This window comes from Armatimonadota bacterium (genome assembly GCA_013314775.1).
Classification (GTDB): domain Bacteria; phylum Armatimonadota; class Zipacnadia; order Zipacnadales; family JABUFB01; genus JABUFB01.
Map to the genome: position 1 here is coordinate 82,045 of JABUFB010000009.1, position 12,903 is coordinate 94,947.

10 protein-coding genes are annotated in these 12,903 nt (G+C 65.1%); 3 read left to right on the forward strand and 7 right to left on the reverse strand.

Annotated elements, in window-relative coordinates; all coding sequences use genetic code 11:
* Positions 1 to 52 precede the first annotated feature (52 nt).
* From HPY44_11750 to rsmI, 3 genes are read left to right on the forward strand one after another with little or no spacing between them, the layout of a single operon-like run.
* A complete protein-coding gene (locus HPY44_11750) occupies positions 53 to 916 on the forward strand; it encodes a carbon-nitrogen hydrolase (GenBank protein NSW56683.1) in 864 nt (287 codons plus the stop codon).
* Positions 897 to 1,718 (forward strand): NAD+ synthase, encoded by an 822-nt coding sequence (locus tag HPY44_11755; GenBank protein NSW56684.1) that lies wholly within the window; start codon positions 897 to 899, stop codon positions 1,716 to 1,718. Before HPY44_11750 ends, HPY44_11755 begins: the two co-directional genes overlap by 20 nt.
* A 32-nt stretch (positions 1,719 to 1,750) precedes the next feature.
* A complete protein-coding gene (gene rsmI / locus HPY44_11760; GenBank protein ID NSW56685.1) occupies positions 1,751 to 2,611 on the forward strand; it encodes a 16S rRNA (cytidine(1402)-2'-O)-methyltransferase in 861 nt (286 codons plus the stop codon).
* Here the strand turns inward: rsmI and HPY44_11765 are convergent.
* The 7 genes from HPY44_11765 to HPY44_11795 all read right to left on the reverse strand — a co-directional run bounded on the left by HPY44_11765 (position 2,603) and on the right by HPY44_11795 (position 12,824).
* The gene (locus tag HPY44_11765) at positions 2,603 to 3,160 is read right to left on the reverse strand and encodes a DMT family transporter (GenBank protein NSW56686.1); all 558 of its coding nucleotides are present in this window, start codon (positions 3,158 to 3,160) and stop codon (positions 2,603 to 2,605) included. The genes rsmI and HPY44_11765 overlap by 9 nt on opposite strands.
* Positions 3,161 to 3,197: 37 nt before the next feature.
* A complete protein-coding gene (locus HPY44_11770; protein NSW56687.1) occupies positions 3,198 to 4,706 on the reverse strand; it encodes a hypothetical protein in 1,509 nt (502 codons plus the stop codon).
* Positions 4,707 to 4,740: 34 nt separating this feature from the next.
* Positions 4,741 to 6,144: an adenylosuccinate lyase gene (locus tag HPY44_11775; protein ID NSW56688.1), complete on the reverse strand. Its 1,404-nt coding sequence runs from the start codon at positions 6,142 to 6,144 to the stop codon at positions 4,741 to 4,743.
* Between the two features lie 4 nt (positions 6,145 to 6,148).
* A complete protein-coding gene (locus tag HPY44_11780; protein NSW56689.1) occupies positions 6,149 to 8,431 on the reverse strand; it encodes a beta-galactosidase in 2,283 nt (760 codons plus the stop codon).
* Positions 8,428 to 10,371 (reverse strand): polysaccharide deacetylase family protein, encoded by a 1,944-nt coding sequence (locus tag HPY44_11785; protein NSW56690.1) that lies wholly within the window; start codon positions 10,369 to 10,371, stop codon positions 8,428 to 8,430. The genes HPY44_11780 and HPY44_11785 overlap by 4 nt, the downstream gene beginning before the upstream one ends.
* Complete coding sequence (locus HPY44_11790; GenBank protein ID NSW56691.1) at positions 10,368 to 11,159, reverse strand: biotin--[acetyl-CoA-carboxylase] ligase; 792 nt, start codon at positions 11,157 to 11,159, stop codon at positions 10,368 to 10,370. The genes HPY44_11785 and HPY44_11790 overlap by 4 nt, the downstream gene beginning before the upstream one ends.
* A 66-nt stretch (positions 11,160 to 11,225) precedes the next feature.
* Entirely contained in the window at positions 11,226 to 12,824 is a 1,599-nt protein-coding gene (locus HPY44_11795) for a zf-HC2 domain-containing protein (GenBank protein NSW56692.1), read from the reverse strand.
* Positions 12,825 to 12,903: the final 79 nt, after the last annotated feature.

Below are 12,903 nucleotides of genomic sequence, written 5' to 3' on the forward strand. Positions count from 1 at the left end.
CCCGGCCGGCCATTCAAGCTGGCCGGGCCGTACAGTGAAGAAGGCAGATGCCATGCGCCTGACCGACCGCATCCGGGTCCGACTCGTCCAGATGGCTCCCCGCCTGGGTGACCTCGAAGCCAACATGAGGAGCCATGTTTCGGCCGCGCGCCGTGCCATTGAGGACGGGGTGGACCTCCTCATTTTCCCCGAACTATCGCTCACCGGATACTATCTGCGCGACCTGACCAGCGACATCGCTCTCACCACCCAGGCCCGCGAACTGCGGGAGTTGTCCGAGTTGAGCCAGAGCATTGCCCTCGTCGCCGGGATGGTCGAGGAAGGCCCGCGCTTCGGCCTGTTCGCATCAGCCCTGTATTACGAGCGCGGGCACCTGGCTCATGTGCATCGCAAGGTCTATCTGCCCACCTATGGAATGTTCGACGAGGGCAGGTACCTGTCGCCCGGGAACACCGTGCGCGCCTTCGACAGCCGCTTTGGCAAAGCCGGCATACTCATCTGCGAAGACGTCTGGCACCCCATGCTGCCCTTCATCTTGGCGCAGGAGGGCATCATGTACCTGGTGGTCACCGCGAACTCACCAACGCGCGGACCGCGGCCCGAAGGCCTCGTGATCCGCCGCGTGTACGAAGAGATGCTCGCCACGTATGCCCGCCTGTTCCAGGTCTATATCTGCTTCTGCAACCGCGTCGGCTATGAAGATGGCGTCAACTTCTGGGGCGGCAGTTTTGTTGTGAGTCCGAGCGGGGAGATCATCGCACGCGGGCCAAAGCTCGAAGCCGCCGAGGTGGACGCAGAGATTGTCCCCGGCGAGGTGCGCCGTGAGCGCATGAAGACCCCACTGGTTGGACAGGAGAACCTGGATCTCGCATTGCGCGAACTGAGGAGGATCGCCGATGACCGGCCTGGACATTGATTGCGCGCTGGTCGCAGATATCCTCACGGGATTCGTGCGGGACGAGATCACCAAGTTTGGTTTCCAGCGCGGCGTCCTGGGTATGTCGGGAGGCATCGACTCCACACTCTCCGCCTACATCGCCACGCGCGCACTGGGCAGCGAAAACGTCTTGGGCATCATCATGCCCTACAAGACAAGTAGCCCCGACAGCCAGAGGCATGCACAACTGGCCGCCGACAAGCTCGGCATCGAGACCCGGGTCATCGAGATCACCCCGCAGATCGACGCCTACTTCGACCGTTTCCCCGATGCCGATCGCATGCGCCGCGCCAACAAGATGGCGCGCGAGCGCATGACGATCCTGTACGACCAGTCCCAGGCGGACAGCGCATTGGTCATCGGTACCAGCAATAAGACCGAGGCCTTGTTGGGATACACCACCCTGTGGGGAGACATGGCCTCCGCCGTCAACCCCATCGGCGACCTGTACAAGACCCAGGTGCGGCAGCTCGCACGCTATCTCGAGGTCCCCGAGGAGATTCTGGACAAGAAACCCAGCGCGGACCTGTGGACGGGACAGACTGATGAGGGCGAGCTTGGATTTACTTACGCCGACGTGGACAAGCTGCTCTATCGCATGGTGGACCTGCGCTGGAGCCGCGAGGAACTGGTCGATGCGGGGTTTGACTGGGACTTCATCGATCGAGTGTCGCGAATGATCCGCAATTCCCAGTACAAGCGGCGGCTGCCGCTCATCGCCAAAGTCTCCCAACGCTCCATCGACCGCGACTTCCGGTACTCGCGCGACTGGGGCCGCTGAGCCACAGCCAGAACGCGCCGCGGGAGCAAGCTATGGCCGACCCTTCCAGCTCACGCGCCGGAACTCTCTACATCGTTGCGACCCCTATCGGCAACCTGGAAGATCTGACTGCCCGCGCGCGCCGGGTCCTTGCTGAGGTGGATGTGATCGCCGCCGAGGATACCCGGCGAACGCGCGGCTTGCTGGAGCACCTCGGCCTGGACCGTCCCGTGGAGAGTTGCCACGAACACTCCGAGCGCGGAAAGGCATCGCGCATCATCACCCGGATCCTTGAGGGCCGGTCTGTTGCCTACGTGACGGATGCGGGGGTGCCGACCATCTCAGACCCGGGCAGCGTGCTGGTTGCGGAAGCCCTTGCGGCGGGCATCTCCGTGCGGCCCGTCCCCGGCCCGAGCGCGGTCACGGCGGCGCTGTCCGTCTCCGGCTTCCGCGCCGACCAGTATCTCTTCGCCGGGTACCCGCCGCGCAAGCAGTCTGAGCGCGCCCGTTTCTTCGCCGATATCCGAGACGCACAGGTTCCCGTGGTGGTCTTCGAAGCTCCTCACCGGATCCGCGAGTGCCTGCGAGACGCGCGGGAGGCGCTGGGCCTGGACCGCGAGGTGTTCGTCGGCAGGGAGATGACGAAGCATTTCGAGGAGTACATCCGCGCGCCGCTGGGGCAGTTGTGCGACCGATTCACGAGGCAGGAGCCCTTGGGCGAGTTCACGCTGGTCTTCAGCCCATCCGGGAAACAGCACAACGACGCCGCGCAGCCCGGGGATCCGAATCGGGTCGCCGATCTCCTGGCGGCTACAAACCTGTCCACGCGGCAGGCGACGGAGATACTTGCGGCCGCGAGCGGAATGGGCAGGAACGCGGCTTACCAGGCAATCCTGGCGCGGCGGTCAGGGTGACTCGGATTCAGGCGCGTCGGCTGCAGGCAAAGGCACGCCGTCACTCTCCGGCACGGCGCCCTCCATCACCCGCCCGGCCCCTGCGGATGTTTCCGGGACGCTCACACTGTTCGGCTTGCTCCCCGCTCCCGAAACCAGCGCCAGTCCGGCGACCACCAGCAGGACCCCCACGAACTTCCCCACCGTTGGCTGTTCCTTCAGCACCAGAACCGCAAGCAGCGCGGCCACAACCGGATAAGTCGCTGTGACCGGCACCACGAGGCTGACCGGTGCGTGCTTGATGGCAACGTAATACGCCAGTTGGCCCACCAGCGCGCCGAACAGGGCGCTGCCGGCCAGGAAAGCATAGGTCGTGGGCGGGAACGCGGTCACATGCCTCATGCGGCCGGTTGCCAGGCACAGCACGAGTACCATAAGCGTCCCAAAGACCATGCGCACGAGGACCGCTGCGAAGGGATCCGCGCCGCGCACCCCCAGCTTGTCGAAGAGCCCCGCCGCTCCCCAGGCGAACACCGCGATCAGGCAGCCCAGGGCCGCCGCTGCATCCATCGCATTCCGCTCCTGTCGTCTTCACCTCGGCAATCTGTTACGGGATGCGGTGGACCACGTCACGCACCGCCGGCCAGATTGACCGGTAGACTTCAAAGTGCTCCGCGTATCGCTGGTGCTCAGACTCCCGCGGAGCGAAAGTCTCCTTCTCTCGTACCAGGCGCGCCAGAGCCTCTTCGATCGAACCGTACACCCCCGCTTGGACGCCGGCGAGCATCGCCGCCGCCTGGCAGCCGCTCTCGGTCACATTCAGCGTCACGCATTCGCGCCCGGTGATGTCCGCTTTGAGTTGCAGCCAGTACGGGCTCTTGCTGCCGCCACCGGTGCAGCGCAGCCGGTCCACCTCGACCCCCGCCTCGTCCAGCCCGCGAACATTCAGCGCCAGTTCATAGCAGATGCCCTCGATCAGGCCCTTGATGAACGTCTTCCGGTCGCAGCCCAGGGTCAGCCCAACCATGACGCCCTTGGACAGCGGGTCCATGTACGGCGTGCCAGAACCCGCGAAATACGGGACCAGGTACAAGCCGGTAGGGCCGTCCGGCAGGTCCGACAAGAGAATGTCGTACACGTCGCGGCCCTCCGCCTGGGCCTGCTGCACCTCGGCCCGGCCGAAATTGTCCCGGAACCAGCGCAGGATTGCGCCGCTGGAGTAATTGAAGGCCAGGCTGGCATACAGATCATTGCAGACGTGGGGATAGCAGCAATAGTTGCGGGTCCGCATGTCCTCGTTGGTCACGGGGTCTTCAAATGCCACCGTGATGCACTCCACGGTCCCCATTCCGTCCACCGCCATGCCCTCCCGGATAACCCCGGCTCCCAGCGCGTTCATTGGCTGATCGTGACCGCCCGCAACCACCAGGCAGCCCACCGGCAAACCGGTCTGGGCGCTGGCCTGCGCGGTGATCTCGCCCACACACTCGCCGGGCCGCACGGGTTCGGCGAACAGGTCGCTGGAGATGCCGGCGATGTCGAGCATCTCCTCCGACCAGCACTTGTTCACCACGTCGAAGGCCATGGTGCGGCCCGCGAGGCTCCAGTCCAGACGCGGCTCCAAGCCGAGGCGGTGCATGATCAAATCCGGCCAGAGCAGATACTTCCAGGTCTTCTCATGGATATCAGGCCGGTTCTCGCGCAGCCACATGATCTTGTTCAGCGAGAAGCTGGGATGCAGGGGCATGCCGGTGATTTCGAAGGCTCGCTTGGCGCCAAGGGTGTCGTGCCAGCGGTTGGCCTGCTCTACCGCGCGGTTGTCCGGCGAGACGATAGTGTTGTAGAGGAACTCGCCGTCCCTGCCCACGGGCGTGAAAGCTTCCCCGAGCGCGGAGAAGGAGATGGCCTGCACCGGGTCATCGCCCGATGCCGCGCAGACGCTCTGGAGGACTTCGCAGATCGCCCGCCACATGTCATCCGGTCGCAACTCGATCATCGCCGGACCGGGGTAGACCTCGGAGTACTCGCGCGATGCGGTGGCAAGCTGTCTGCCGTCTTCATCGAAAAGAATAGCCTTGCAGTTGGTGCTGCCAATGTCCATGCCGATGAGGCTCATGGTGTGCCCTCCGGGTTGGGAAATGCAGGTGCATTCAGACGGATGCATTCAGGCCCAGGCGGTCGGCCCACATGCGGCAGAGCGTCTCCGTCTTCTCAACTGCCGCCCCCAGGTAAAGGGTGGTATCCCGCAGCAGCGCGCGCTGCTGGTCCGTGAATTTCGACAGGTACGGTGCGAGGTCCTGCGACTCATCCACCAACTGCCCAAGTGGTCGCCCGCTCGCCTGTGCCTCGAGGGTGAGCTTGCGCACTGCCTCGTGTGCATCCGGGTGGCCGTACGCCGCAAGCAGAATATACGCAGGCTCGGCGGCCACCATGTCCGCGGTCATATCGAAATTCCGCTTCATCCGGTCAGCATCAGTCACCAGCTTGCCCATGATCCGCTGCAAGCGGCGGGTGGAATTGACCAGGCCCACGATGACCTCGGGCAGGAATCGCTGGGACGCGGAGTTCGTCAGATCACGCTGGTGCTCGGAGATCTGGTCAGCGTACACGGTCTGCATCCGCGCGACCATGACCTTCCACAGGCTCTTCACATTCTCAAAGTTCCACGGGTTTCGCTTGTGGGGCATTGTTGAAGAGCCCACTTGTTCCGCCTCGAACTTCTCCCCCACCTCGGCGATCTCGGTGCGCTGCAGATGGCGCATGTCATCAGCAATGTTCGCAAGCACCCCGAAAGCGGACACGAGCGCGTGCATATAGTCTGTCACGAACTCAGCCTCGACGATCTGGGTCGAACCAGGCGAGGGCTCCAGACCAAGCTCGGCCAGTATCTCCCGCTCAAACTCGAGCGGGTCGTCGAAGAACAAGCTGCTGGCATTGTACGCGCCCACCGCTCCGCTGATCTTCCCTCTCAGGTTGTCGGCTGCCGCGCGAATCGCCTCGATGCGCCCGCCCAGGCGGCTGACGAACTGGGCAACTGCGAAACCGAAAGTAATCGGCACCGCATGCTGTCCGTGGGTCCGGCCCATCTGCAGCGTACGGCGCTCGCGCAGGGACAGGTCGATCAGGATTTGCTCGAGCTTGAGCAGTTCCGGAATGACCGCCTCATGAGCGCAGCGCTTCATTCTCAGGGCAAGAGCGGTGTCCTTCACGTCGAAGCTGGTGAGTGACAGGTGCACAAAGGGCTTCGCCGCGTCGCTTACCTTGTCCCTCAGACAGTTGACCATTGCCCGCGTGTCATGGTGGATGCGCTTATCTTCAGCGTGCACATCCTCCGGGTCCACGAGATCAATCGCACGGGTGATCTCGTCTGCAACCGCCTGCGAGCATACCCCGCGTCTCGCAAGCACCCGCGCGGCAGCCGCCTCAACCTCAAGCTCCGATCGGATGTAGGCACGCTCGGTCACATACGGTGCGAGCAACTCCACCATACGCGGATCATCGCCGTAATAGCGGTAATCCAGGGGCGATACGCAATCGAACAGCGACAGATCCATGAAATCAACTCCCACCCGCGGCAGCTGCGGGATCGATGACGACGAGAGCGGTGTCCGCGCCCCAGACGAACCGCCGGCGCGGGTCGAGAGACTTACCCGCCTGGCCCGACGCGGAGTATGGAACGGCGCGGCTGAGAGCTTCGGGCAGGCCGAGCTCGATAGACGCCCCGGGGGTGTCGCAGTAGAGTAGGTACCTCTCGCCGGAGCGCACGAGTTCGAAGCCGCCCCCTCGCATGAACACCCGGATAAGCGGCTGCGCCCCCATCCAGAAAACGGTCGGCGTGGCATCCGGCCGGCCGTCACTCACCACCGGCCCGCCGCCCACGGCATCCAGCGCCAGAATCGTCTGGGTTTTCTTCTTCAGATGAATGCGTACCTGCTGGCCGGTGTTCGCGGCATCGCTGACGTACCGGACCAGCCAGTTGCGCGAGGTGCGCCAGGGCTGGCTGTCGAGACTCTGCCATACGAAGGCCGCGTGCTCGGAGTTGCCCGCGAAGGACAGGCCGCTGCATGCGATCTTACCGGCCAGCCGCAGATTCCCGGCGGCTCCGTTGACCTGCTGGCTTTCGACCCGCAGCAGGCCTGCGGCGCGGTCAATGACCAGCTCGCGGGTATCAGAGACACAGACCGCGTCTGGCTCCGCACGAGTGGCGGAAGACGAGGCAAACTGGTTGGCGACGCGGCTGATCCACGACAGTGCGTGTGTGTCGACCGGAAAACGCGTCAGCGATCGTGTGAACACATCCGCCGGCCCGAAGGACAAGACTTCCGTGCGCTCCGATGTCCGTATCTGGCGCTGAAGGAACAGTCGGGCGCCAATTGAAGCCATCCCCCAGCGCGCGGGATCGTGAACAACATCGAAGTAATCGATCCTCCGCGTCGCCGGGCGAGTGTCGAAGGTGAACAGCATCATCGCGTCCACATCGTGCAGCGCCGCATAGCAGGCGGCGTCCAGCATGCCCTCGGCACGACACGGGTTTGGCCAACACACACCCCACTCACGCACCAACAGGGGCTTGCCGTCCACACGGGCCGCGCCAAGGGTTGGCGCGAATGCGGTGGCAACCGGAGCGCTCAGCGGGCTGTTGCCCGAGAAGAACCCCGGAAGCTGCCAGGGCGTTGCGGCACGGAAATACGGGTGGTCAAAGTAATAGTTGATCGCCGTGCAGTCAAGCTCCTGGGCGACGGACCACAGGTCACCCGGCGCTCGCGGCTCCGTGACCGCCGTGACCGGGCAACGCAGCCCGTTCTCGCGCAGAAAACCGATCATCTGCCGGAAGTAGTCACGGTGTACCGCTGCGAAGAACATGTCGCGATCGACGCGCCTTGGGCCCTCCAGTTCCAGGTCTGGGCTCAGGCCCGGCATGCCCACGGACGCCCGGGATGGGTCCTCGTAGGGTTTGAGTTGCGCGCCGGGATCGGAAGCCCATGCCTGCGCAAGACGCTCCCGCGTCTGGTAACGCTGTAGAAGCCACCTTCCCCAGCGCTGGAGAAGTTGCGTGCGGTAGAAGGTGGGCAGGCGCTCCAGCCGGCGCTCCTCGTGAAAAAGCCCGTTCTCATCGCACAGTTCGACGGTCACCACCGCCGGGTCGCGCGCGTAGGACAGGCCAGTGTACGGGTTCACGTGATCGAAGAGTAGCTCCCGCGCATACTCCTGCTGCAACCGGATGAGAGTGGGGTCGAACACCGCGCAGGGCTTGGCACCGCGGCCGAGTTCACCTGCAGCCGTCACTCCCTCTGCTTCCCGGAACGTGCGGAAATCCAGCAGGTCCAGATAGACGCAGATCCCCCGCTCCTTCAGTGCGGATACCCAGTAGTCCAGGATATCCAGCCGTGTCTGGTCGATCCTCGGTGACGATCCCGCCAGACGCGCGGGAAGCAGCCCGTTCTCATCATCCACGTGATGCAGCCGGACCAGATTGAACCCTGCACGGGCGATGGCCGCGACGGCCTGATCGATGGTTTCCCGCGACTGGAATACAGAATCCTTGGCGACATTGATGCCCCAGAATCGGGCCTGCGTGCCGTCTTCGTAGTACAGGCGGCCATCCGTACCGGCAAAGACAAACCCCCTGCGGCCGGCGGGTGGGCTGAGCAGGTCTGAGCAATCCGCGATGGAAGCGGCCGGGAACTCACTGAGATTGGGATTGAGCAGGGGGACGTCCTGAGACCCGCTCACACTATCGGCAACACAGAACCAGGCCAGGACGGCCAGCAGCATGGCCGAACGTGACCAGGTGAGAGAAGCCTTCGTCGGGTTTGCGGTGTACCGGCGCTGTGGCGTCACGGGATTGCCTGTCCGCGCTCGTGTTCCGGCTTGTCCAGCCGGGCGTATGCGTTCGGGTTGCCGTTGTCGAAAGTGACAAACCTCACCCCATACTTGCGCAGGGCCGGGATCAGATGCGGGAGGGTGTCCAGAGTTTCGTCCTCGCCGTTGTGCAGCAGAATGATCCCGCCGTTCGCGCATTGCCGGGCCAGTTCGGCGGCGATGCGCTGACCGTCACGGCCCGGAAAACTGGTGATGTTCGCGGTCCAGAAGACGGTGGTGAAACCCAGGTTGCCGGCGGCCTGCCGAACTGTGTCATCGTAGTACCCGCCGGGCGGCCGGAACAGCGTGACTGTCTCTCCGCTGGCCTCGCGCAGGGCCAGCCGGCTCTTCACGAGGTCCTGCTCGCACTCGCTGAGGCTCATGTGCCGCAGACTGTAGTGGGCGTGGGAATGGCTGCCCACCGTGTGTCCTCGGCGGCGGATCTCCCGCACAAGTTCCGGATAGAGCGTAACCTGCTTGCCCACCAGAAAGAAGGTGGCCTTCACACCCCACTTGTCCAGTTCGTCCAGGATCCACGGTGTGATCAGCGGATGCGGCCCGTCGTCGAAGGTGATTGCCACCTGCTTGCTGTTGGCCGGGGTCGTGGCGACTTCCGGCGCAGCGGCGGCGAGTTCGAGGCCCATCGCCTTGTAGGCCAGGAGCAGATCCGTGCGGAGGCCAGGGATGCGGGCGTTTCCGGCATAAGCGCTCTCGAAGCACCCTGCGGCCAGCTGGGGCTGCCCCGTGGCCATGAGGCCGTGCCCAATGAGCTGCCTCGTCGCAAGCGGTGACACGGGCGGCGCCAGCATCTGCTCCAGCAGCTCTGCAACCGCCTGCCGAACCTCTCGCTCCTCGGGACCAAGCGTCCGGTTCCCGTTCTGCACTTTCACACGCAGGCTCGTGGTGCGCACCACGCGGCCCAGGGTATCGAAGCCGTCGGCACGCATCTCACACACGCCATCATCCAGCAACCGGGTATCCACAACCACCTTGAACGGGCGAGCCGAGCTAATGCCCGCGTAGCTGTCGTCGATCCGCACGATCACGTGGTCGATGTCCAGACCGTTATCCACGCGCACTGAGACGGTGACCCGGTCGCGCAGTATATCCCCGGACCGCGGTGTGTCGAAGGCAAAGTCACCAACGGGCGAGGGAGTACCGGATGGGCCTGTAACGGGCACAGGCGTCGGAACACGGGCAAGAGCCTGGGCAAGCTGGCTTTCATCCGCCGCGGAGTGCGCGGCCCAGTACGCCGCACGCGGCGTCCACAAGCAAGAGGGCAGGAACAGCGGCGAAGAGTAGTTGCTCAGGTTGCCCGGGACCATAGGCTCAGAGTACATGCCGGCGGCAACGGATGGGTCCCCGCGCGCCAGCAGAGCAGCAGCCAGAGCATGCCGCGCCGTGGGACTGTCCGGCACCGTGCCCAGGGCGGACCGTGCCTGCTGGATAGCCGTATCATACAGACCCAGCGCGCAGGCAGCATAGGCTTCACCCGCCAGCGCGAGAGCGGGTGAGCGGGGTGCGCTATTGACCGCGGAGCGGAAGTAGCTCATCGCCGACGCGTAATCGCTCAGCACGCACGAGGCCGAACCCGCGCCCATATGCGCACAGGCGAGCCCAGGCGCCAGTACCAGCGCATTGCGGAAGTGACGCAGCGCACCGTCAGCGTCCCCTGAGAAGAGGGCTGCCGCACCGGATCCGGCGACCGCCTCCGCGCACAGGCGGTCCTCGGTAGCGGCCCGTTCAAAGGCGGAGGCCGCCCCCGCAAGATCTCCGGCCTGGAGCCGTGACGCGCCCTGCAGAAGGGCTTCGGAAGTACCGGCAAGCGCGGGCAGGCAAGCACACACGAGCAGCGCGATGACCGCGCGCACAATCTGGCTTCCCCGCCCTGATTCCCGGGTCTCGCAGGTCTGACTCATCGGTGGATTCCACTGGAGAGAGACAATTCGCCCGCCGTGAAGGATCGGATGCCGGCCGCGGTCTTGATCACCAGCGCCCCTGCCTCATCAATTCCGGATGCAATGCCGGTCACTGACTCCCCGGCCACTTGCAACGTTACAGCCTGTCCGAGGACGGTGTCAAGCGTGCGCGCCCGGGCCACTACCTGCCCGGTGCAGCCGCGTTGCAGCTCCAGGTAAACGGCGTCAAGAGCCCGCAGGATCGCCGCAAGGATCATCTCGCGCGGTGCCGCATGTTGCCAGACCTGGTCAAGCGCGATTGAGGGCAATGCGGGCGCTTCGGTCGGCGGAGCCTGGGTGACATTGATGCCAATGCCCAGGGCGAACGAACCCCCACGGCCTTCAAGGAGGATACCGCCGAGCTTTGCTGCGCCTCCATCCTGGGATGCGGACGGAACCACCAGATCGTTTGGCCATTTGGTGCGCACCGCCGCCCCGACCAGTTCGTGCAGCGCGTCGGCAGTGGCCACCCCAGCCCCGAGGCTTAGGAGTCCCGGCGCGAACTCACCGGTCCCGGGCCGCAACAACACGGAGAACAGCAGGCTCCCGCCGGGTGTGTCTTTCCACGTCCTGCCCAGGCGACCGCGGCCCGCGGATTGGCTCTCGGCACACACCACAACCCCTTCGGGCGCGCCTCCCGCGGCAAGCTCCAGGACCCGGTCGTTCGTGGAGCCGATGACTTTGTGCACCTCCAGTGAATGGCCGAGGTGCAGGCCCGCAGTCTCGAGCAGTATCTGGTCAACATCCATGGGAATCACCGCGGGCCGCCCGATGGTGCGGGGCGGCCCGAAGAGCGAGTGACATCGTGCTACGCATCACGGCCCCGCGACCGCGAAACCATCTTCGCGGACCTCCAGCCTGTAGTTACCCTCTTCGCACAGCATCCGCAGAGCCGCCTCCGCCGGAACCTCCTGGAAACGCGCGTTGATGCGCGGTCCGGCAACCTCGGGCCCGACTTTCACCGCAAGTCCGGACTGCCGTCCCACCGCAAGGAGCGCGTCGCGCACCGGCGTCTCATCGAACTCGATGGTGATGTCCGGCGACTTTCTCTCAACGTCCCCGGCTGCGTCGGCTGGAGCGGGTGTGAAGCCGGGGATTTCCACGTCCAGCCGGCCGCGAACCTCAGGCCGTTCGGATGCCACGCCGATCCGCAGTTCCCGGGTGCCGGATTCGGTCGCAACCAGATTGAGGGCCAGCGTGGTGCGCCGCTGAGCCCGCAGCCGACCAGAATACACGACCCCTCTCGGGTCTGCATTGGTAACCTTCAGGTGCGTATCCGGTTTGACCGTAACCACCGCGCTCCCCACTTCGGACTGGGGCTCAATGACCACCGCAGCGGTCCCTGTCCGGCCGACCTCCCGGACTCTGGGGGGGATGAAAGTCATGAGGAAGCCATCAGTTACGCCGGGAATAGCGACGTCGGCTGATTTGGTTGCCATCATAGACGGCGCTGCCAGGGGTGCGTCCGCTGTGTAAGCGGTGGCCCGTGGACCCGCAGGCATGGGAGCTCCAGGCATGGCCGGCTCCCCTCCTGCGCCACCCTTCCCGGTCGCACCGGCGAAGCCTTCACGGGCCCCAGCCACGCCGGCAGGTACGGGCAGTTCCATCGCAAAGGCGTCCGGCTCGCCGAGTTCCCGGGCCACTGAAGTGCTCAGAGCGCTGTGGCCGGCGTCCAGCAGATCCTCGAATCGCGGCGCCGATTCCTCTCGCGTGGGAACAGTCGCCGGCGCAGGGGGCCGGACGGTCTCCAAACGCGCGGTCGGTCGCGACTCAGCGCGCATCGGCCCAGTGTCTGGAACGGCACCGCGTGTCCCCGCGTCGCGCCGGGTCTTTTCACGGCCCGCAGACGCGCGTGTTGACGCGGCAGAGGCGGAAGCGGGAGCCCCGCTCGCCTCACGGACGGGCGCTGCACCCTCAAGCTCGGCCGGCGCGCTGTCTGCTCCGGCGGCAATGCCGTCCGAATCGACTTCCTTCTCTGTAGCGGGTGCGGGAGTTGCGGCTTTCTCAGCAGGGAGAGGGCGTGAGGCCTGCGGCTGGGCCATCTGAGCACCCTTCTCCGCAGATAGCAGCGCCCCGGTCAAGTCGCCGCGGAACACCGCTACGAGCCCGAGAAGCAGGCAGGCAGCAGCAGCAAGAGCGCTGATCTGCGACCAGTTCCAGCGCCGCGCCTTCCACGATCCCGCGCCCTCGGCGGCTTCCGCATCGATTGCAGCGGAGATCCGGGCCAGCATGTCTTCTGGCGGTTGGACGCGCGGAAGCGAAGACAGCACGCTGACAGTCGCCCTGAACGCGGCAAGATCGGCCGCGCAATCCGGACACGCAGCGAGATGCGCTTCCAGTTGCTGGTGCGCATCCGCTGGAAGCGTATTGTCCAAATACTCAGTGAACCTGTCCTGCCAGTCAGCACAAGTCATGCGGCATTCCTGAGACACGGCGTTTGCGACCGCCCGCGACAACCGCGGGGTCTGGTCCGTATGCCTGACGGGCCTCGTC